Annotated in this window: 17 protein-coding genes and 1 pseudogene; 6 read left to right on the top strand and 12 right to left on the bottom strand. The window is 70.2% G+C overall.

Features of this window, described 5'->3' with window-relative positions:
- Positions 1-287: 287 nt before the first annotated feature.
- From AB0K07_RS11690 to AB0K07_RS11700, 3 genes are all read right to left on the bottom strand, one after another.
- On the bottom strand, positions 288-617 hold the full coding sequence (locus AB0K07_RS11690) for a hypothetical protein (protein ID WP_363753625.1): 330 nt from the start codon (positions 615-617) through the stop codon (positions 288-290).
- A 352-nt stretch (positions 618-969) separates the two neighbouring features.
- Positions 970-1680: a class F sortase gene (locus AB0K07_RS11695; RefSeq protein WP_363753627.1), complete on the bottom strand. Its 711-nt coding sequence runs from the start codon at positions 1678-1680 to the stop codon at positions 970-972.
- Between the two features lie 91 nt (positions 1681-1771).
- A complete protein-coding gene (locus AB0K07_RS11700) occupies positions 1772-2500 on the bottom strand; it encodes a hypothetical protein (RefSeq protein WP_363753629.1) in 729 nt (242 codons plus the stop codon).
- A gap of 625 nt (positions 2501-3125) precedes the next feature.
- Between AB0K07_RS11700 and AB0K07_RS11705 the strand changes: the two genes are divergently transcribed.
- From AB0K07_RS11705 to AB0K07_RS11720, 4 genes and pseudogenes are all read left to right on the top strand, one after another.
- Entirely contained in the window at positions 3126-4226 is a 1101-nt protein-coding gene (locus AB0K07_RS11705) for a CapA family protein (RefSeq protein ID WP_363753632.1), read from the top strand.
- A gap of 974 nt (positions 4227-5200) precedes the next feature.
- On the top strand, positions 5201-6346 hold the full coding sequence (locus AB0K07_RS11710; RefSeq protein ID WP_363753634.1) for a hypothetical protein: 1146 nt from the start codon (positions 5201-5203) through the stop codon (positions 6344-6346).
- A 230-nt stretch (positions 6347-6576) separates the two neighbouring features.
- A complete protein-coding gene (locus AB0K07_RS11715) occupies positions 6577-7146 on the top strand; it encodes a hypothetical protein (protein WP_363753636.1) in 570 nt (189 codons plus the stop codon).
- A 56-nt stretch (positions 7147-7202) separates the two neighbouring features.
- Positions 7203-7334 (top strand): annotated as a pseudogene (locus tag AB0K07_RS11720) (tripartite tricarboxylate transporter substrate-binding protein); the annotation flags it as partial.
- An 82-nt stretch (positions 7335-7416) separates the two neighbouring features.
- Here AB0K07_RS11720 and AB0K07_RS11725 read toward each other — a convergent pair.
- The 7 genes from AB0K07_RS11725 to rph form a co-directional block, all read right to left on the bottom strand.
- Positions 7417-8100, bottom strand: coding sequence for a hypothetical protein (locus tag AB0K07_RS11725; protein WP_363753638.1), 684 nt, complete (start codon positions 8098-8100; stop codon positions 7417-7419).
- A 159-nt stretch (positions 8101-8259) separates the two neighbouring features.
- Positions 8260-9348: a hypothetical protein gene (locus AB0K07_RS11730; RefSeq protein WP_363753640.1), complete on the bottom strand. Its 1089-nt coding sequence runs from the start codon at positions 9346-9348 to the stop codon at positions 8260-8262.
- 147 nt (positions 9349-9495) lie between these two features.
- Positions 9496-10431 (bottom strand): hypothetical protein, encoded by a 936-nt coding sequence (locus tag AB0K07_RS11735; RefSeq protein WP_363753643.1) that lies wholly within the window; start codon positions 10429-10431, stop codon positions 9496-9498.
- A gap of 187 nt (positions 10432-10618) precedes the next feature.
- Entirely contained in the window at positions 10619-11290 is a 672-nt protein-coding gene (locus tag AB0K07_RS11740) for a DNA alkylation repair protein (RefSeq protein WP_363753645.1), read from the bottom strand.
- A 370-nt stretch (positions 11291-11660) separates the two neighbouring features.
- On the bottom strand, positions 11661-13115 hold the full coding sequence (locus tag AB0K07_RS11745) for an alkaline phosphatase PhoX (RefSeq protein WP_363753647.1): 1455 nt from the start codon (positions 13113-13115) through the stop codon (positions 11661-11663).
- 152 nt (positions 13116-13267) lie between these two features.
- On the bottom strand, positions 13268-13951 hold the full coding sequence (locus AB0K07_RS11750) for a DUF4386 domain-containing protein (RefSeq protein ID WP_363753649.1): 684 nt from the start codon (positions 13949-13951) through the stop codon (positions 13268-13270).
- 179 nt (positions 13952-14130) lie between these two features.
- Positions 14131-16728 (bottom strand): rifamycin-inactivating phosphotransferase, encoded by a 2598-nt coding sequence (rph, locus tag AB0K07_RS11755; protein ID WP_363753651.1) that lies wholly within the window; start codon positions 16726-16728, stop codon positions 14131-14133.
- 538 nt (positions 16729-17266) lie between these two features.
- Here rph and AB0K07_RS11760 point away from each other — a divergent pair.
- Positions 17267-18094 carry an SAM-dependent methyltransferase gene (locus AB0K07_RS11760; RefSeq protein WP_363754314.1) on the top strand — a complete coding sequence of 276 codons (828 nt, stop codon included), beginning with the start codon at positions 17267-17269 and terminating at the stop codon, positions 18092-18094.
- Positions 18095-18285: 191 nt separating this feature from the next.
- Here AB0K07_RS11760 and AB0K07_RS11765 read toward each other — a convergent pair whose 3' ends face one another.
- Entirely contained in the window at positions 18286-19020 is a 735-nt protein-coding gene (locus AB0K07_RS11765) for a VOC family protein (RefSeq protein ID WP_363754316.1), read from the bottom strand.
- Positions 19021-19123: 103 nt separating this feature from the next.
- Complete coding sequence (locus tag AB0K07_RS11770) at positions 19124-19561, bottom strand: ankyrin repeat domain-containing protein (RefSeq protein ID WP_363753653.1); 438 nt, start codon at positions 19559-19561, stop codon at positions 19124-19126.
- Positions 19562-19661: 100 nt separating this feature from the next.
- Between AB0K07_RS11770 and AB0K07_RS11775 the strand changes: the two genes are divergently transcribed.
- Complete coding sequence (locus AB0K07_RS11775) at positions 19662-20444, top strand: hypothetical protein (RefSeq protein ID WP_363753655.1); 783 nt, start codon at positions 19662-19664, stop codon at positions 20442-20444.
- Positions 20445-20661 lie beyond the last annotated feature (217 nt).

The following is a 20661-nucleotide window of genomic DNA, read 5'->3' on the forward strand; positions in this document are numbered from 1 at the left end:
ATGACTGCGTCGTTCACCGCGAGCCGGATCAATCCTGCACAAGTGAGCATGAGAAGTACGACCAGGACGAGGCCAGCGGCACGCCAAGGAAAACCATGACCGCCGCTGGCGCTCCTGGCCACTTCGGGCGACGGTGCCATGTGCGGACCGCCGAGGATCAGCGGTGGGATGCCACCGGGCCGGGCCATGCGTCCGGGCCGCCAATCGCGGGGATGTTGCTGGCATGCTGGCCCACCGGCGAGCCTGCCTCGCTGACAGCGACACCCCCCGATCGGCTCGAGCAACTGCTAGTCCTCCTCCACCTCCACGTTCACGCTGTTGATGCAAACGATGACGTGGTTGGGCTGGGTCTGGTTGTCGTTCGTCGCCTCAACCGATGTGGCCTGCTCGAAGGTCACGTCGCTTTCCTCGATGGTGTTGTCGCGAATGACGTTGACGACGGTCAGCTCGTTGGTCTGCTCGCTGTTCGCGCAGGAAATCGAGTTGCGTTCCGAGGCCTCGTAATCCGTGGCCTGTCCGTTGGGTGCGGCGAGCGCGGCGGCGGGCGCGCTGAGCAGCAGGGCGGCGCTGCCCAGCCCTACCGCGCCGGCGAGCTTGGTCAGAAACCTCTTCGACATGTCCCTCACTCCTTCTGGTGGTCGGCTCCGGAAGACGAGCCATGATGAACATAAGAAACGTTCATGTCCGGTCGGAGCGCTTTCCAGGTTTCTGAGGCGAACATGCCTTCGGCTGCTATATGAGGTCCTTAAACGAGGTCGGCGACGTATCGGTCCGCGCGGCGGTGCTTGTCGTGGTCGTTTGCGCGCTCGCCGTACAGCCGGCGCTGTAGTGGGTCGGCCGCGCCGGCTGCGTACGGGCGGGATCTCGTCGGCCAGCCCGAGCAGTTCGCTGCCGTCGTGGCGGTTGCCGCCGGTACCTGCCGACCCGCCAGTCAGGCCGGCGTGTCACCGGCACCGCGAACGTCTGTGGTCAGAGCGCAAGCGTCGCGAACACCACGATGTTGTCCTTGTACGACTTTGCTGCCTTGTCGTAGTCGCCACCACAGGTGATCACGCGGAGTTGCGCCTTGCCGGTGTGACCGTAGACAGCCTTCAGCGGTAGCTTCTTCTTCGGGTAGCGTGCCACTCCGTCGACGATGAAACGTGCCGTCTTGCCGTCTTTGCGGGGCACCTCGATGGTGTCGCCCGGTTTCAGCGTGCCGAGGCGGAAGAAGACCGCCCGACCCGTGGCGCGTGAGTCGACGTGGCCCACCACCACCGCGGTCCCCACCTCGCCGGGGCTTGGTCCGAGCTGGTACCACCCGGCGGTTTTGGGCTGGTTGAGCGGTGGGACCGCGATCTGCTGGTTCCGGTCCAGCCCGACCGGAGCCGTCGGCGCGTCAACGCCGATCCGCGGGATTTTGATGCGGGCGGGTTGCGATCGGGGCATCCCGGCCAACGTCGGTGAGGGGGACGGGCGGGTCGCGGCGGACCCGAGTTCGCCGTTATGGAGGCTGCGAGCACTGCGCGCCTTGCCGTGATCCGCCCCGGTGGTCGGCGACGCGTCGGCTCCGCTCGGCGTCGGGTCTGGTGTGGTGGGTTCGTCCGCCAACGGTGACAGCAGGGACGGCGGTGCGGCGGCGGCGTCGGGCTGTGGCGGCGGCCCGACAGGATCAGGAGCCGTGGCCGCGAGCCCGATCAATCCTGCTCCGGCGAGCGTGACTAGGACGACCAGGAAGAGGCCAGCGGCACGCCACGGGAAACCGCGGCGGCCGCTGGCGCTCCTGGCCGCCCTAGGCGACAGTGTCATCGGCGGACCGCCGACGCAGCAGTGCGATGCCACCGAGCACGCCCACGCCGATCATGCCGGCGCCGGCCGCCGTCAGGGCACCGGTGTTGGTGTCGGAGAAGGCACCACCGTCACCGGCCGCGACGCCAGCCGTCCGCGGGAGCACCCAGGCTCCGTCCGGACCCGCGTACGCGCCGCCAGCCGGGGCGGCATTGCCGGCAACCTTGCCCACCGGCGAACCAGCCTCGTTGACGCCTGCCTCGACCATCCTGAGGAGGTCGCTGAGCAGATCGGTCTCGACGTCCACCTCCACATCGAGGTCGCGGATGCAGACGACGATGGTGTGGGGCTGGGTGCTGTTGGTGTTCGACGCCGCCTGCGCAGCGCTCAGGTTGAAGGTGACGACGCTGTCCGTGATGGTGTTGTCCTTGACGATATTGGAGATGTTCTGCTCGTTGATCTGCTTGGTGGTCGCGCAGGTGACCCCGTTACCGTTCTTGTCCTTCAGGCTGAAGGTCTTGGGCTTGTCGTCTGACTTCTTCGACTTCTGCCCCTGGTCCGAGGCCTTGGGCGCCTTGGTGGGCCCGTCGTCTGACTTCTTCGATTCCTGCCCCTGGTCCGAGGCCGTGGGCTCCTTGGTGGGCCCGTCGTCGGCCGCGGCGAGCGCGGTGGCGGGCGCGGCGAGCAGTAGCGCGGCGCTACCCAGCACCACCCCGCCGGCGAGCTTGGTCAAAAACCTCATCGTCATGTTCCTCACTTCCTTCTAGTCGGCTCAGGAGGACGAGCCATGACGAAACGTTAGGCTGATTCATACGAAACGAGAGGAGTTTCCAGGTTTCGTAACATGAGGCACCTGAGACGCCACAAGAAGTTAATTCTCATTCCCTGGGGCCTTCTGGCCGTTCTGTCCGCCTAGCTTTGGTAGCGACTGGGTGCTGCCGGGTGCCGGCGCACGGAGCCGCTCTCCGGCCCAGTCCCGCTCGCGTGGGGACCAGACCGCCTCGCGCAGCTCAACCGCGTGCGCCGCGTTCGTTTGGGCCACGTCGGCGGCCAGCGAACGGACCGTCCTCCACGGCTTCCCAGCGTTGACCGCGTTCTCCAGCTCTTCCAACGCGGTGTTGTACGGCGCCACGATCGCCAGGTAGCGGCTCTTCGCCTCAGCAGGGGTCAGCGCGGCCGGGGTGCTCGGCGCGGCGCTCTGCCAGACCGGCGCTGGAGCTTGTGGGTCGACCCGTTCGCCTCCACCGCAACCGGCGAGCGGCGCCGCTGGACGCCACCGCCGCGAAGCGGTCAGACCGGCGCCCCGCGTCGCCGCCCCACGGCAGGTGAGGGTCGTACACAGCGGGGAAAGCGGCCGGATGGACGACGGCACGCTGACCCTCTTCCTCGCGGGCGACGTGATGACCGGCCGGGGGATGGACCGGGTCCTGCCCCGGCCGGGCCCGTCCGACCTGCGTGAAGGCGCGGTCCGCGACGCGGAGACCTACGTCGGGCTGGCCGAGTCGGTCAGCGGTCCGATCCCCCGGCCGGTGCCACCGCAGTGGCCCTGGGGCGTCGCCCTGTCACTGCTGGAGCAGCTGCGGCCCGACGCGCGGATCGTGAACCTGGAGACCGCGGTGACCGGCCGGGGTGAGCACGCGCCGGCCAAGGCGGTGCACTACCGGATGCACCCGGACAACGTCTCCTGCCTGGCCGCTGCCCGGCTCGACGTCTGCACGCTGGCCAACAACCACGTGCTCGACTTCGGCCCGGTGGGGCTCACCGACACCCTCGACGCGCTGACCGAAACGGGGATCGCCGCCGCCGGCGCCGGCCGGGACGCCGCAGCGGCGTGGGAACCGGCCCGGGTGCACCTCGGCCGGGGTCGCGGGTTGCTGGTCTTCTCGGTGGCCGCCCCGTCCAGCGGGGTGCCCCCGTCCTGGGCGGCCACCCCCGACGGGCCCGGAGTGGCGTACCTGCCGGAAACCTCCGCCGCCATCGCCGAGCAGGTGGCGCGGCGTATCGCCGCCAAGGTCCAGCCCGCCGACCGGGTGCTGGTCTCCGTGCACTGGGGCACCAACTGGGGGTACGAGGTGCCGGCCGAGCACGTCGAGTTCGCGCACCGCTTGCTCGACGTCGGCGTGGACGTGGTGCACGGGCACTCGTCACACCACCTCCGACCGGTCGAGGTCTACCGGGACCGGCTGATCCTCTATGGCTGCGGGGACCTGGTCGACGACTACGAGGGCATCAGCGGGCAGGAGGTGTACCGGCCGGAACTGCGGCTGCTCTGGCTGCCCGCCCTCGACCCGGACACCGGCCGGCTGCGCGGCCTGCGGGCCGCGCCGGTGCGGATCCGCCGGATGCGCCTGGAGACCGCGAGCCCCGACGAGGCGCGCTGGCTCGCCGATCTGCTCAGCCGCTTCGGCACCCGCTTCGAGGTCGCCGCCGACGGACTGCTCACGCTGGCCGGCGACTGACCCAGGTGGCCGGCGCCACCTACCGGACGCCCACCGTCGGGTCCGGTGGACAGGGGCGCAGCGGTCCGTTCGTGGAAAGTTCGACAACGCCGGCGCCGGCGTTGTCGAATGCCGCGTCCAGCGTCCGTACCGGCCGGCGCCGTCGTGACCGCACATGCGGTACCGACGGCGCCGGCCGTGTTGCCGAGGACCCGGCGCTTCCGGCCACTACGCCCATCCTCCGCGCTGGGCGTCGCGGGCTGCGCCGCAGGTGTCGTCCCGCGCTGGCGGCACCTGATAGGCCGGGGGCGGCATGGGGGGCATCACCGGTGCGGGTGGCGCCTGGTAGGCGGGAGGTGCTGATGGTGTCGACGGTTGACCGTACGGATAGGAGGGGTGTGACAACCCAGCACTCTTTTCCCGCCCCGAGCCACCTGGAGCCGATTGCGAGAATGGACCTATATAGACGATCGACCGGGGGATGCTATCGCTGACGTCGATCGTTGGGCCCTCGGCCTCGCTCGGACGGGCTCCACGGCGACGGTCACCCGGATGGGCTCCAGCACCGAGTCGAGGATCCGCCGTGGGTTCGGCTCGGCGGTCCCGGGCTTGCGGCGTTTCGAGCGGGTAGCTTACGGAGTGGACCCGAGCCGGCCACGACGCTCACCGTTGCGCCGGGTGCCTCGGCCGTTTTCGAAGTGTCGGGAAAACTGCGGCGGTAGTCGTTGGGATTCGCAAACAGCGCCGACCTCCTTGATTATGTTACATCGTGGAATCCGGGTCCCCTATTTCATGCTGCGGGTATTCGCGCCAATGAGACAGAGTGGCCATTTTGGAGCGCCGCGCGCCTGGCAAGGCCCCCCGGAAACGACGACGGCAATATGCTCCCGACGGACCCCTTCCGCTATCAATAGACAAAAATAAATATGCCGTGCGAAGTGGAGCTCAGAAGGGGTCCGGCCGCGGAGCGCGGATGCACCACTATTGGGGGACACATGGCCGTCGTGGTAGTGCTCGATATCGATGAAACCCTGCGCGAGCAACACAGCCTGACGATCGAAGTCCGCTCGGACGACGCCGGAATGCCCGTCGCGGTGGCCGCGATCCGGCGGACGCTGCTCCGGCTCGAAGCGACGGGAGCCGCCGGGGAGCCGGTGGGCCCGGCCTTCGTCTCGACACCGATCACATTGCCCGGCGCGCAGCTCCTCGTGATCGACTTCGGCCCGCTCCCCGCCGAGCACGTCCTCGCCATACCGGAGCTGCTGGTACAGCAACTGCGCGATGCCGGTGTGCGCGACGCCCTGGTCTCGGTGGCCCGGCGCGGCCCGAGCCGCGACATCGAGGAGTTCGGCGCGTCCGCCCGGGCCTACCTGCGCGGGCCACTCGGCGCGCCGTTCGGCGACGCCCCGTGCCGACTGCCCCCGCCCCTGCTGGACGTGGCGCTCGACTGGTTGCACGCCGAGCGTGCGCCCGCGGACGAGCTGAGCGCGGTCGTGCTCGGCGTACGGGTCCCGCTCACCGCCGACGCGGCCGGCTCGGCCACCGCCGCCGTACTGTCCACCCTGCCCACGGCCACCGCGGTGACCCTGCTCTCCGGCGACCTCACCAACCGGCTGGTGGCCGCGACCGTCGGCGGCTACCACGAGGTGCTGCCGGCGGCGGCGTTCACCGTCGCGCCGCCGCACGCCGACCCCGCCGACCTGGCCGGTCCGATGCACCGGCTGCGCGACAGGCTGCGCGCGCACAGCGGATTGCTGGCCTGGGCCGGAGTGAACGCGGAGCCGGACAGCCGTCGGGTGACCACGCCTCAGTGGTCGCAGCGGCTCCCGAGCGACGGAAAGCCGGTGACCCGGCGGCCCGGGGTGGAGATGCTCGCCAACGAGCTCATCCCCGACGCCATGTGGTACCAGATCCTCTCCGCCGGGCACCTCGACCGGCTCGGCGGCCTGCCACCCGGGGCGACGCCGCTGCCCGGCCGGCGGGCCGAGCTGACCGTCGGGGACGCTGAGCAGTGGCTGCCGGGCAACCCCGACGCCCTCGCGGTCCTCGCCCGGGGCCGCGAGCTGCTCGCCGGCTGCCTGGTCGACGAGGCGCAGGCGTGGCAGATGACGGCCGACCGGATCCGCAATGCCACCGGTTGACAGGCCCGGCGGACCGGACTACACCGCCGACTTCGGTGGGTGGGGCCGGTGAGTTCGGCCGCGACGGCCGCGGGGCGCTCGCGAGACCTGGCTGCCGGTGGACCTCGGGCGGGGTCGAGACCCCGTGCAGCACCTCTGTCGAGTCCCGCAGCCCCAGGCGGATCAACCAGTTGATGTTTCTACCGACCCCCACGAACCGGAGCCAATCCATCGGCAGGCATCATGTCGGCGTGAATTCGACCGTCGCCGCTCTGCTCGGCTCCGCGATCACCGCCTTCGCATCGCTGTTCGTGGTCATGCTGCAAAGTCGGCTGAGGCGGCGACACCGGGAGCGGGCTGACCTTCAGCGCGCGTACATCCTCATGCTGTCTGGCGCCCTGCGCCTCGCGCACAAGGCCGAGGCGCTGCGGCAGACCAGGTACTGGCGCTCGGGCCTGCGGGAGGTCAGCAACCAGCTGCTCGGCGGGCACAAGCCTCTGGACCCGATGGTGCTGCACGACTGGCTGGCCAAGGACATGGTCACCGTGGAGGCCGCCTGGTCGGAGATCTGGACCAGCGGTGACCAGGACGGCATCGCCCTGGCCAACGGGCTCATGACCGCGTTCACCGGGGTGATGGACGCTGCCATGACATCCAGCGGCAAGGAGCCGTTCGACGCTACCGACGGGATGCTGGTCGCCAGCCGTCGCCTCGGTGAGGCACGCGGGCAGCTCGCCCTGCACGCCCGCCGTATGGCCAAGCTGGGACCCCGCGACGTGGACCTGTTCACCGACCGCGAGTACGACCTGGCGTCCGCCTGACATCAGCTCGTCGGGAGACGACTGATGTCATCGGCGACCGGCGGCTGCCGTCCGTACTGAAGGCGAACGCCAACAAGGTCACCCTGGCCAACGCCGGCATCGGCGCCGCATCCCACCTGTGCGGCCTTCTGTTCCAGACCACCGCCGGCGTCAAGCTCCAAGAGGTCCCGTATCAGGGCACCGGCCCCGCGCTGACCGCGAGATCGTGTTCGCCGAGGAGGAGTAGGTGCCCTTGGTTCTCCTGCGGCCCGCTGACCGGGGGCGCTCCGGTCAGGTCGGGTGGATCAGCGCACCGTGAGGTGTGTTCTGGGGTGCGACGAGTGGACGTTGCAGGGGTGAGCGGGTGTTGCGGCGGGATTGGCCGGTCCGGGACCGCGACAGCCGCCACATCGCGTGCGTGGTGGTGTGGCCGTGGATCGGGATGGCGTCGCGGTGGGTGTAGCCGTGCCGCTGGAAGAGGTCGCGGTCGGCGTCGTTGAAGACCTCCGCGTACGTGGGCAGGTTGAGGGTGTCCATCCAGTGCTGCGCTCCGGTGAGGACCGCCGCGGCGCGGTGCGAGGTCGCCGGGCCCCGCGCGACGAGCAGTGCCAGGTGGTTGTGCGCCTCGGTGGGTCGCCGCGTGGCAAGGGCCTGGTCGAACATGCGGAACCTGTTCTGGTGGGTACCGCAGGCGACGGCGAGCCGGTCGACGTACCCGGCGGGTGGCGGGATCGGTCGGTAGCGGTGGAACCAGACGGTCGCGGCCGTGCCGTCCGGGAGCAGGAACGCGTCGCCGAAGAGCAGCGCGTGTTCGGTCCAGATCCGGGCCACAGCGGCGAGGACGACCGGTCGGCGTCGCTCGTCGGGGACGAGCCAGGCGCCGAGGGCGGTGGGGGAGAGGGCTTCGGTGACGAGATCGGCGATCCGGCTGATGTCGCACCACCGGGCTCGGACGACGGGCATGCTGACGCTCATGGGTAACTCCTGGTCACCATCGTGATCGGGTGTGTCGGGGCAGGATGCCGGGGTCGTCGCGGGACCGCCGCGTGCCGGCGCGGGCCACCAGGGGCCGTCAGAGATACGGGTACGCGGAGACCGCCGGTGCGGCGCGGAGGGCACGCACCGGCTCGCCTGTCAGGCGGGCCGGGTGCCCGGGCGTTCCGAGTGGGACGGGAGACTGTCGCCGTCGGTGGGGTGGCAGCGGCTCCCTGCCATGGTGGGAGGCGCCCATGTCGCCGTCGGGGCGTCGGATGGGTCCCCGTGGACGGTGCCGGAGTGGCCGGGTCCGCTGTTGCCAGGGGCCGGCATGGCAGGCGTGGAGTCCATGTCGGGCCGCGGCGGGTACGGAAGATCCGGACGGACGAGGGGGGACGACAGCTCCGTCGGCGAATGCCGGGCCGCCGACGTGCTCGGGAGGGCAGGGCCCGAAGCGGGTCTGGCGAGTTCACCGACCGATCCGGTGCAGCAGCCGGCACCGGCGTCGCTCACGAGATCGTCGACCGTGCCGATCGACGCCGACGGCGCTGGTGCGGTGGCCGTCGGGCCGGTGGGCGGGTCGGGGCGGTCGGTCACCGGGGCTTGGCTTCCGGGGAGGGGAGCCAGCGGCGTGAGCAGCGGCTCCAGCTCTCGCCAAACGGGGGAGAGGATCGGGGCGAGCGGCTGGGTCGCCGGGTTCAGGGCGTCGACGAGCGGGGCGAGCACGATGGCCCGCACCGGATCGGTAACCGGCCGTAGCACCTCGCTCGCGGGGGTGATCACCCCAGCCCGGATCGGCTCCGTGACCGGACGGAGAACGTCCACCACCGGTGCCAGCACCCGTCCGCCGCGCGGCGGGGTGGCCGGACGGCGCACGCCGTCGGCGGCCGCCTCCGGCGTGCCGACCTGGACGGGGTGGGCGGGCGGTGGGGTGACCTGATTCGCCGGCCGGCTCTCAGCCCGTGCTGGCGTGCGGCTCGGGGCGGCTCCGCTCGGCGGGATGCCGGGGGCCGTCGCGTCGGCGGTCCCCTCCCGGGCCGGCGGTGGTGTCGACGTGCCGAGGATCGGGCCGAGCACGCCGCCCAGGAGGTCGACTGCGGCCTCCACCGGCGCGGCCGGTGGAGGCTCCGCGGCATAGGCGGCTGCGGTGGTGCCGATCTCGTGGGCACCCCAGACCGCGACGATCCCGCCGACCAGCAGCCCGAGGCGCAGCGCGAACCGTGTCACCCGCCCGGCCCGTCGAGTCATCCCGGCACCCCTCCGACCCCCGGCCATCGCCGACGATCAACGTCCGCACTCTACCGAATGCGGTCGGTTGATCACAGCCTGCCGCGGATCCCGTTCCGGCATGCTCACCCGAAGGTATCCCCCTGGTAGCGGCCCGAGGAGAACCTGTCACCGGCCGCAGGCCCCGCACGCGCTGCGGGTGCGCAGGTGATAGTCGCTGGAGGCCGAGACGAGGCCGAGCCCCATGACGCAGTACGACGACATCGCCACCCACAGGAACGTGTCGGAGAACTCGCTGCCCGATCCCGACGCCACCTGCACGAACCCCATGCCGAAGTAGGCCACGATGCCGACCCCGATCCCGAAGCCGGGCACCAGCAGCAGCAGGCGAGGGATCGTGCGGCCGGCGAGCAGCGGCACCCACCGCGGCCAGATCTCACCCCAGCGGTGTACCAGTGCCAGCGGCAACAGCACCCCAGCCAGCAACAGGCCGATCTCCAACCGGATCACCAAGGCGTCGTGCGTCAGGCTGTCGAACCCCACCACGGCCTGGGCCGCGAAGCGGGTGACGAGACCGGCTACCGCGGCGTACGCGGCCCAGCGCGCCCACCGCGCGGGTGCTGAGCGCCGCGGACCGGGTCGGATCGTCCGGCAACAGTCCGGACAGTCGCCTCGGGTGCGCCGCTGGTACCGAGCTGTGGCGAGCCCGAGCAGGATCGCTCCGATGACGCAACCGAGGCGGCTGGCGAACGCCACCGGGTCGAAGTACGGGCCGACCGTGAACAGCAGGAAGCCCACCACCTCCGGCAGCAGGATCGCGGCTGCCGCGATCAGCGTCCCGGCGACCGTCCAGGCGATTCCCGCGAGCACCGGCCGCCACGTCGTAGCCCGATCCAGAGCAACCGCCAGAACGCCCGCGGCGACGCACAACGCCACCGACCGCCAGCCGGTGAAGCCGAGCAGGTCCAACCCGAACCGTCCGAAGTCCGGAGCCTCGCCGAGCGTCCACGCCAGACGCACACCCCCGTATGCCACAGCCCAGCCGAGCACTGCGTACGTCAGGTCGTGGCGGTCCCCGCGAGCGGTCGATGCCGTTGCCGTCATGCACCCGATCCTCCCGGCGCCCCGGTGTGGGCGACCCCCGCCGACAGGGGAGGGCACTCCCTCGCAGGAGGGACCTACCGAAGCACACGCAGCCGTGCGGAAGGACCCGTTCCGGTTCAGCCACCGGACGGAAGGCCGGCATGTCCTCGGCGATCACCTGACCCAGCCGAGCGAGCGTGAACCCTTCCTACCTGTCGTCCTGTCGGCGCACCATCTCGGTGATCCAGATGGGCGCGAACGGAGACGTGCAGCCCGGGGGAGTCGGGTAGTTCTTGAGCACCTCAAGGCGCTCGCCGATGTCTATCGCACGGGCGCGGTGCTCGGCGTGCTCGATCCCGATCTGAGCCAGACAGTGGTTCATCGCCCACTGCAGGCGATCCGGGGCGTCCTTCATCTCGGCCTCGATGACGTCGAGCAGTCCAGCGAGGTCGAGGCCCTGAGGCTTCTTCGCCACACGTTCGGTGGTCAGCGCCCAGCCGGCACTGGCGACCACCGGATCCGGATCGGCGTACCAGGCCAGGCGCAGCTCCTCGGAGTGCGGGTTCTTCTTCACCACGTAGTTCACGAGCCAGTCGTGCACCTTGGGTGTGCGCGCCTCGCGCACCATGACGTCCAACTCGTCACGCTCGAACGCCTTCGGGCGGCAGATCAGAATCGCCAGCAGTCTCGCCGCGGTGTCACCAGTCTGCCAGAGCTGGCAGGCGAGGTCCTGCTGCGTCTTCAGCCGCTTCGCGAGCGCGCGCAGCTTGCCGAGGTTCACACCGTGATCATCACCGTGCTTCTCGTTCACCGCGCGCATCTTCGGGTCCTCGAGCTCGGCCACCTCGGCCAGCACCTCGGCCACCGTCGTCTCGGCCACCTCAGCCTCCTGTCCATCACCCCGCGGAATGCAGGGTACGACGGAAGCCAGCCACCTGTCGTACGCGCCGATCCGGCGGCGTGCGGGGGGCTGCTGACCGGCGAGGGCCGTGGTCTTGCGGGCCGCATCCCGGAGAGGAGGTGGTCGCCCGTCCGCCGCTGGGGCGGTTGTTGTTGTCGTTGGCGACATACCTAAGAGTCATAAGTATGCCTGTGAGGTATGGCGCTCACCGGCAACCTCGCCCCCGGCCGGCCGGATCCGGGAGTGACCAAGCCCGGTATCGGCGAACTCGCCGTGTCCCCGCTCCGGGGATGCCGCGATGCGGTGGGGGCAGGCGGATCGCCTGCCCCCACCGGTCGGTCTGGTCGTGTCAGCCCAGGTACTTCTCCCACGGACCGGTGATGGCGAGGGTGAGGCCCGGGTCCTGCATGTTGACGAAGAGCACCGTGCCGTCGGCGCTGAAGATCGGCCCACAGAACTCTGAGTCGTTGAGCTGGTTGCGGGCGATCGCGTACGTCGGGCCGCCCGGGATCGCGCTGAGCACGTGCGAGGCGCCCGAGCCGTCCTCGGCGAGCACGAGGCTTCCCCACGGGGTGACGGTCACGTTGTCCGGGCCGTCGAAGGTGAGGTCGTTGTACTTGACCGGCGTCCCCTCCTCCGAGGCGGTCTGGTGCGGGAAGTACGTCACCAGCTGGATGGTCTGGGCCTTGTAGTTGTAGAACCAGACCATGCCGTCGTGCGGAGCCGCGTCCGCCGGCAGGTCACCGTCGTCCCAGGCGTACGAGTTGACCACGTACACGCCCTCGTCAGTGCCCCACACGCCCTCGAACTTGCGCCCGCGCGTGACCTGGCCGTCGGTGAACTGCTCGCGCACGGGCTTGTTCCGCGCGTCGCGGTCAGGCACCTCGATCCACCGTACGGGGAAGGGCCGGCCCAGCTGGGCGGAGGTCAGGTAGGCGACGTCCGGCAGCACCGAGCCGTCGTCCATGATGATCTGCATCGCGGCGAGGACGCCGGCGTTCGGTGCGAGGCGGGTGAGCACGCCGGGGCCGAGCTTGACGCCGCTCGGCGCCGTCCAGCGGTAGAAGAGGCCATTGGGGCCGTCGGCGTCCTCCGAGAGGTAGATCCTGGTGCGGTCGTTGTCGATCGCCAGGGCCTCGTGGGAGTAGCGGCCGAGGCACTTGATCGGCCTCGGGTCCGCGCTGCCGTCGGCCCAGACCTCGAAGACGTAGCCGTGATCCTTCTGGTAGACGCCGGACCGGCCGCTCTCCTCCCACTCGTCGCCGGCCCGGTCCTCGGTCTCCTCACAGGTGAGCCAGGTCCCCCAGGGAGTCGGCCCGCCGGCGCAGTTGGAGATGGTGCCGGAGAGGGCGACGAACTCACCCAGGTTGCGGCCCGCGCGGTCAGTCTTGATCACGGTGCAACCGCCGGCGTCGACGGCGCCCGAGTCGTAGACCGTGCCCTTGACGTGCGGTACGCCGAACTCGGCGCCCGGGTCGATCTCGTGGTTCTGGATGAGGTTGTAACGGCCGTGGCCGGCGTCGTAGACGGCCATGCCGTCGTGGTCGGCCGGGGTCATGCCCTGGCCGCGGTCGAGCCGGGTGACGCCGGTCCGGGTGACCACGGTGTAGCTGAAGCCCTCGGGCAGGGCCAGGATGCCGTCGGGGTCGTCCACGAGCGGCGGGAAGGGCACGTGGCCGGCCTTGACCGGCGGGTGAGGCCGGCCCGGCTTGGCCTGGGCCAGCGACGGCAGGCCACCAGTGATGGCAAGGCCTACGCCGGCGGCGGCGCCGCCAGCGAGGAAGGTACGACGAGAGGAAGGCACGTGGAATCAGCTCCTGGTCAAGGCAAGTGCGACGACTGGCAGCCAACCCCTGCGGACAGACACCGACACGTCACCTGCGGGGCCTGTGGGTGACGTCGGCGTAAAGAATTAGGGCCAGTCAAGAATCGCCAAGCCCGCGGCGTGCTGCCTGCTCAGGCGTGGGACAGCGTGGCGGGTGCCGCTCCTGAACCGGTGTTGCGGGTGGCGAGGGGAGAGGATCTGAATCCCTTGATGATGAGGTGGACGGCGAGGCTGACCTCCCACGCGAACACGGGAACCGCGGCGATCGCGTGGTCGACCGGGCTGTACAGCCCGAACATCACCGCAACCGCGGAGGTGGTGACGAGCGGTCCTCCGATGAGACCCAGCACGGCGATGGTCCGTGGCACCATCTGGGACCGGTACACGAGGTAGGCCAAGAGCAGGCTGTTCATGCCTAGAATGACGTTGGGACCGAGCAGAAACGCCCACTCGTGGATGGCCACGAGCGACTGCCCGACCGCGGCGAGCGAGCCATCGTCATTGCTCGGGCCGGCACCGTCTTGGCGCAACGTCACGATCGACAGGACGCTGACCATGCCGACGGTGATGACGGCGGCCTCGAGGAGGCGACCGCAGACGTGGGCGAGGGCGATGCCCTCGTTCTGCCTTTTGATCACCGGATACAGCGTGACTGCGGTGCCGATGACAGCCATGACGACGATGAGCTCGCTGAGCGCTCCCAGCAGCACGCGGGTGTCGGCCCCGGCGCCGCCGATGTAGCTCACGTCCGACAGGGCGGGTTGGTACAGCGTCATCCCGGTTATGGCGGCGATCTCGGTGATCAGGAACAACACACCCGCGATGGTCGCGGTCCTGCTCCTTGAGCTCATGGCGAACCACCTCTCGTTGTGGTGTACGCCGTACACCTATGTCCCAAGGTAGGTGTACGGCGTACACCTGTCAACACGCGAGGCACCACGGTCCAGATCCACAGTGGCCACGCCCAGGCGCTGCTGATCACGCTGGGGTGACGTCAGGGCAGGATCTCGACGTACCCGTCGGTGCCGTGCACGCGAATCCGCTGCCCGTCGCGGATCCGCTTGGTCGCATGCTCCACCCCGACGACGGCGGGCAGGCCGTACTCCCGGGCGACCACCGCCCCGTGGGTCATGAGACCGCCGACCTCCGTCACCAACCCCTCGATCGCGACGAACAGGGGTGACCAGCTCGGGTCGGTGTAGGCGGTGACGAGGATGTCGCCCGCTTCGAGATCGGCCTCGGCCATGTCCAGGATGACGCGAGCTCGCCCCTCGACGACTCCGTTGGAGACCGGGAGGCCGACCAGCGCGCCGGTCGGCACGTCGTCGCGTCGGTACGCCCCGGAGATGCCCTCACCCTCCGACGTGAGCACCCGGGGAGGTGTGAGCGCCTGATACGACCTGAACGCGTCCTTGCGCCGGTGGATGAGCTGATCATCGGCCCGGTTCGTACGCACGACCTCGTGCAGTTCCTGGAATTTGAGGTAGAAGATGTCTTCCTTCTTCCGAAGCACGTTGGCCCGCACGAGGCGCTCGGCCTCTTCCAGCAGGGCCTGCTTGTAGACGAAGTAGCGGCTGACAATGACGTACTTCGGATACTCCCGGTACCCGATGAAGGTTCGGACCCGGTCGATCATCCGCCTGGTCTCGTCGGCTTTCCGCTCTCCGTCCGGCAGGGCCCGCAGGCGCTCCAGCAGCTCCTCCTGCTTCTTCTGCGCCGCCTGTCGTCCCTGCTCGAAGCGCCGTTCGGCGGCGCCCGGCTCGAAGAGTTTGATGTTGTCGAGGATCAGGGGCACGAGCGTGGTGGGGCGTTCGCTCCAGCGCGGCCTCGTGATGTCGATCTCCCCGGCGCAGCGCATGCCGTACCGGTCGAGGTAGGCCTCGATGGCGTCCCGCGCTTCGGTCCCGCCCGCGAGCTTCGGCAGCTCGCTCAGGAAGCCGTCGTCCTCGACGCCCTGCAGGAACGTCACCACCTCCGGGTGCGGGCGGATCACGTCCGCGACGTCGAGCAGCGCCAGCCCCATCTCCGACGTGATGTTGCCGGGGGCGGAGAGCGTGAGGGTGTCGGCCGCGTTCTTCTCGCCCAGCCACTCCTCAAGCTGGTCGTTGAGCCACCACGTGGCCTCCATCCCCGCCATGATCGCCTGCATGCTCAACGGGTCGCCGAGGACTCGCTTGTGCTCCTGGAAGGCCTCCAGCAGGAAGTCGAGGAGCGCCGGTCCGGTCTTCGTCCGGATGTCGTGCCGCAGGGCGGCGATGGAGGCCTGGCCGTGCTCGATCAGCTCGGTGACGATGGCCGGATCGGTCTCGATCGGGGCGGGCGCGCCGCCAGGGCGCGGCCCGGCCGGGCCCTGGTCGGGGAGCGACGGGATGAGGTCGCCGCGGTCGATGACGGTCTCCAACGCGTCCCTGACCAGCGGATCGCCCCTCCCCACCATCTCCAGGAGGCCGGCGCGGCTCGCGGGCGAGGCCAGGCGCGGGGTGACTTCGACGAACAGCCTCCCGCCGGCCTCGTGCATCGGCGCCATGGCCGTCAGCTGCCACATCGAGACGCCCAGGGGCTTCATGGCGTCGGTCATCATCTGCTGATGGCCGACGGAGACGTAGACGTGGTTCTCTCCGTCGCCGGCCTCGGGGACGGGGAACAGCGTGGTGATCGGCCGGCTCTGCACGATGTGGAAGTCCTCGTCGACCAGGCACCATTCGATGTCCTGCGGGTGGCCGAAATGGGCTTCGATCCGCCGGCCGAGCTGCACGATCCGCACGACCTGCGCGTCCGTCAGCGCCGGCTGCTCCTGCCGCTGCGGGTCGATGGCCTGCTCCTCCGTCCCGCCGGCCGACAGGGCATGGATGGCGATCCGCTTGGTGGCGATCGCCCTGTCGATGATCTCGCCGTCGCGCACCCGGTAAGCGTCCGCGTTCACCAGCCCGGAGACCAGAGCCTCGCCGAGGCCGAAGCTGGCCTCCACCGAGGCGACCTTCCGGTTGGACGTGACGGGGTCGGCCGTGAACAGAACGCCGGCCGCCTGCGGGAAGACCATCTTCTGCACGACCACGGCCATCTGGACCGTGCGGTGGTCGATGCCGTTGCGCTGGCGGTAGGTCACGGCGCGTTCGGTGAAGAGCGAGGCCCAGCACCGGCTGACGTGCTGGAGGATCGCCGCCAGCCCCACGATGTTCAGATACGTGTCCTGCTGGCCAGCGAACGAGGCCGTCGGCAGGTCCTCTGCCGTCGCGCTGGACCGGACGGCGTAGGCAACTCCCTCACCGTGCTCGGCGAGAGCCCGGGTGATCGCCACCGCCACGTCGTCGGGGAGGACGATTCCTTCGATGGTCCGGCGGATCTCCGCACTGAGCGTGCGGACGGCCTCCCGGTCGTCCGGGTTCAGGCGCGACAACTGATCGAGCTGCTCGTCGATCGACGGCGCCTCGGCCATGACCCGTCGGAAGGCGTCCGTCGTCACGCAGAAGCCGGCCGGCACGCGGATGCCGTCGATCCGCGACAACGCGCCCAGGTGCGCGCCCTTGCCACCGACGATCGCGCCCTGCGTCTCGTCGACCTCGTGGAAACCTGTCACGTACTGCTCGGTCATCGCGATACCTCCCCAGCGGCCGTCCGCCGCTGTTCTTCACTGACGGGCGTCTCGGGATCGGGCGAACCTCCCGGCGGCGTTCTCACCGCACCGTGCCGTCCCCGCATGCCGCCAGCCGGCCGCTGGGCCCCGTCGGGCGACGCGCACACCGGCATCTCCGCGCCGACCGGCCGCAGTCGCACTCCCCACGCCATCAACGGTTCAGCGTCACTGGCCGACAACAACACGCGCACGTGGTGCCCCATTTCTTTCGTCCTTTTGTGGCTCCGGCCGACGATTCTGCGCCACGACCCGGGCCTTGCGGCAAGCCTCCCCGTGCGATATACGTTTAGGTGGGAACAATTTCTTTTGTCGTCCAGTGCGCGCTGAAACTCTCTCGACCAGGCGCGATGACCTCCCCAACTCCGGCCGCTGGCCGGCTGGTGGCGCGGATTCTCTGCCTTCTATACCGTGACACGATCGCGGCCGGCTACGGCTCGATGGGCCTCTGCCGCGCCGGGTTCACGTACGCAGTCGACATGAGAGGTTCGGCGTGACCATGGACTCGCAGGCGGCCGAACGGCCGGAGGCTGGCAAGGTCGACGTGCAGCAGAAGATCGACACGTCGGTGCCGCATTCGGCGCGGATCTGGAACTACTGGCTCGGCGGCAAGGACAACTTCGCGGTCGACCGCGAGGCTGGCGACCAGTACCGGCAGGTCTTCCCCGGCGTGGTCGACGTCGCCCGCGCCTCCCGGCAGTTCCTGATCCGCTCGATCACGTTCCTCGCCGCCGAGGCGGGAGTCCGCCAGTTCCTCGACGTCGGCACGGGATTGCCGACCGCCAACAACACTCATGAGGTGGCGCAACGGATCGTGCCGGAAGCGCGGATCGTCTACGTCGACAGCGACCCGCTGGTGCTGGTGCACGCCCGCGCGCTGCTGGTCAGCACGGCCGAGGGCAGGACCGCCTACATCGACGCCGACCTGCACGACCCGGCCGCGGTCATCGCCGAGGCCGGCAAGACGCTCGACGTCGAACAGCCGATCGGGCTCATTCTCAGCGGCGTCATGGGCCACGTGCCCGACTACGAGACGGCCCGGTCGATCACGCGTCAGCTGCTGGCGCCGCTGCCGACTGGCAGCTACCTCTCACTCAACGACGGCACCAGCCTGATCAGCCCGGAGATGCAGCAGGCGCAGGACGACTACAACGACACCGGGGCGACCCCGTACACGCTGCGCTCACCCGACCAGATCGCCGGGTTCTTCGACGGCCTGGACCTGGTGGAGCCGGGCGTCGTGCCGTGCCCGCAGTGGCGACCCGACGACGCGGTCGACACGCCCGCCGACATCGACGCGTTCGGCGGGGTGGGCCGCAAGCACTGAGACCAGCTGACGGCCTGCGGAAGCAGAGTGCAGGCCGGCGACTCGGAGGATCTCCGGCGCGCGGCCGGTGCTTCTGCAGGTACGTGGTGGGCGATCCGGCCTGCCGGGCTGGATCGGCCCATTCGACGGGGTCAAGGGCTGCACCAGGACACGTCGCAAGGCCCGGGCTGAGTGGCTGACGAGGGTTCGGGTCAGCTTGGGGTGAGGAGGCAGAACTCGTTGCCTTCCGGGTCGGCGAGGACCCTCCACGGGACATCGTGGTCCAGCTCGATGGCGGTGGCGCCGAGAGCTCGCAGCCTGGCCGCCTCGGCTTCCAGGTCGTCACCCGGGTATGGGCGGACGTCGAGATGGACGCGGTTCCACCCGGTCTTCACGTCGGGTGTGCGGAGGAACTGCAGATATGGGCCGACGCCCTTGGCGGAGCGCAGTACCGCCTTGTTGTCGGTCACCTCGTGCAGGGCCCAGTCCATGGCCTCGCCCCAGAAGCGGGCCATCGCTCGCGGATCCGCGCAGTCGACCACTACCGCGGCGATCGGTCCGGTGTCTCGGTAGAGCGGTCGGGGGTCCAGCACGCAGAACTCGTTGCCCTCGGGGTCGGCCATGACCGTCCATGGGACGTCGCCCTGGCCTACGTCGGCGGGTGTTGCGCCGAGATCCTTCAGGCGCGTGACCACCTCCGCCTGATGGGCTGCCGAGGTGGTGGCGAGGTCGACGTGCACCCGGTTCTTCACCGTCTTGGGTTCCGGGGAGACGATGAGGTCGACGCAGACGGCGACGGGGTCGGGGTAGACGAAGCCCTCGGGTTCGAGGTTGGTCACGCCGGGTCCCTCGCTGGAGACTTCCCAGCCGAGCGCCTCCGCCCAGAAACCGCCCAGCGCGGAGTCGTCCCGAGCCTTCATGTTGATTTGAACGAGCCGTGTTGCCATGCCGGTGATGCTAGGGCCTGTCGAGTCGGCCGTGGTGCCCGAACTGGAGTGATCGTTCGGCGCGTCGAAGATCGGCATACGGCAAGGTCTCCTCGGCCGCGTTTCAGTTGTCAGCAGCAGCAGCGGCGGAGGAGGCGCCAGCGGCCAGGAGCAGGTCCGCTGTCTGGGAGTGATCGCCTCGTCGCGCCCACTCCAGTGGCGAGTAGCCGGTTCCTCGGTCTTCGCGAAGGTTCGGGTCTGCACCGTGGGCGAGGAGTTCCTGCACGACGTCGGCGTATCCCCAGGCCGCCGCAGCGCAGAGGGGTGTTCCCTGCTGTCCGTGCCCGCTCTCGGTGTCCGGTGCAGCGCCGGCGGCGAGAAGAAGCCGCACGAGATCGACCGCGCCGTGCACGGATGCCTGGTACAGCGGAGTCGTGCCCTCGCGGTCGGCCGCGTCGGGGTCCGCTCCGACGCGCAGGAGGGCACTGGCGACCGCTGCGTCTTCGCGGAGCACCGCCTCCACCAGGCGCTTGGCGAGCTTCTTTCGCTGTCGCTTGTTCACGGTCCTCAGGGTAGGTGGGTCCTTCGGTGCCACTCGTTGATCGCGACGACGGAAAGCCGCGTTGAGACGCGTCACGGTCGGCGATGCCAGGATCGGCACCGTGGCCGGCGACGAACTGGCCAGTTGGCTGCGCGGGGACGCCCTGCCGGCGCCGGTCCAGCAGTTGGTGACGGTGCAGCGGCGGGAGCGGGCGGGCACCTACGACTTCGGCTACGACCGGCTGCCGATCCGGCGCACCATGGTCACCAGCGCCCCACCCGAGGGCGTGGCGGATCCGCTCGGGATGCTCACCGTGCCGGCACAACTGATCGGCCGGGGGCACGGCGGCTGGAGCGATCTGTGGCCGGCGGTGCTGCCGGGACATCGGGGTCTGGTCGCCGCGCACCTCCTGCCCGGGGTCGCCAGGGCAGTGCAGGAGGACGTCCAGGACGGCGCCATGGTCCTGCCGCTGGTCGCCGAGTGCACCGGGGCGGGTGGCCCGGCGCTCGACCTGGCTCTGGCGTACGGGCTGTGCGCCCGGCACGAGGTGGACCGGGCGGCCGCGCTCGACGCCCTGCTGATGTTGGCGGCCGCCGGCGACCTGGACGCCCCGGCAGTCGGCCGGCACCTGGGCGCGCTGGCGGCCGACGGCCAGGTGACGCTGACCCGGGCGACCACACCCCTTCGCGACGCGGTCGCGGCCGGCGCCCGGCTCAGCGTCTGGCGGCTGCTCGCCGCCGCGCTGCCGCCGCTGCTGGCCGCGCCCACCCCGCCCCGTGGCACACCCGACCTGCTCACCCTGGCGGCCGAGACGGCCAGCGCGACCGGCGTACGCGTCGGGGTGCCGGGGCTGACCGACGTGGCGGCGCGTGGCGGCACGAGCCGGTTGGTGACCGAGGCATGAAGGCTCGCTACCGCGCTGGCCGGCTGAACGGCCGGCACTGTCGGTCGCGCCGGACACCCTCGGCCGACCGCCTGAGCTGCCCGCTCGCGGCACCCGTGCTCAGCATCGGTGCCGCGAGTTGGGCGTGCGTCGCGGTCAGTCGGGAATGACGTCGACCGCCTCATGAAGAGCGGTGAGCAGGCTGCGAGGACGGCGATCGGGATACTCGGCTCGCGCC

The sequence above is a fragment of the Micromonospora sp. NPDC049301 genome (assembly GCF_040678715.1).
Taxonomy (GTDB): domain Bacteria; phylum Actinomycetota; class Actinomycetes; order Mycobacteriales; family Micromonosporaceae; genus Micromonospora.

Excerpts from the sequence above, each read along its gene's own strand:
- AB0K07_RS11690 (WP_363753625.1), bottom strand. The coding sequence starts at position 617 with ATGTCGAAGAGGTTTCTGACCAAGCTCGCCGGCGCGGTAGGGCTGGGC.
- AB0K07_RS11705 (WP_363753632.1), top strand. The coding sequence starts at position 3,126 with ATGGACGACGGCACGCTGACCCTCTTCCTCGCGGGCGACGTGATGACC.
- AB0K07_RS11710 (WP_363753634.1), top strand. The coding sequence starts at position 5,201 with ATGGCCGTCGTGGTAGTGCTCGATATCGATGAAACCCTGCGCGAGCAA.
- AB0K07_RS11725 (WP_363753638.1), bottom strand. The coding sequence starts at position 8,100 with ATGAGCGTCAGCATGCCCGTCGTCCGAGCCCGGTGGTGCGACATCAGC.
- AB0K07_RS11730 (WP_363753640.1), bottom strand. The coding sequence starts at position 9,348 with ATGACTCGACGGGCCGGGCGGGTGACACGGTTCGCGCTGCGCCTCGGG.
- AB0K07_RS11735 (WP_363753643.1), bottom strand. The coding sequence starts at position 10,431 with ATGACGGCAACGGCATCGACCGCTCGCGGGGACCGCCACGACCTGACG.
- rph (WP_363753651.1), bottom strand. The coding sequence starts at position 16,728 with ATGACCGAGCAGTACGTGACAGGTTTCCACGAGGTCGACGAGACGCAG.
- AB0K07_RS11760 (WP_363754314.1), top strand. The coding sequence starts at position 17,267 with ATGGACTCGCAGGCGGCCGAACGGCCGGAGGCTGGCAAGGTCGACGTG.
- AB0K07_RS11765 (WP_363754316.1), bottom strand. The coding sequence starts at position 19,020 with ATGGCAACACGGCTCGTTCAAATCAACATGAAGGCTCGGGACGACTCC.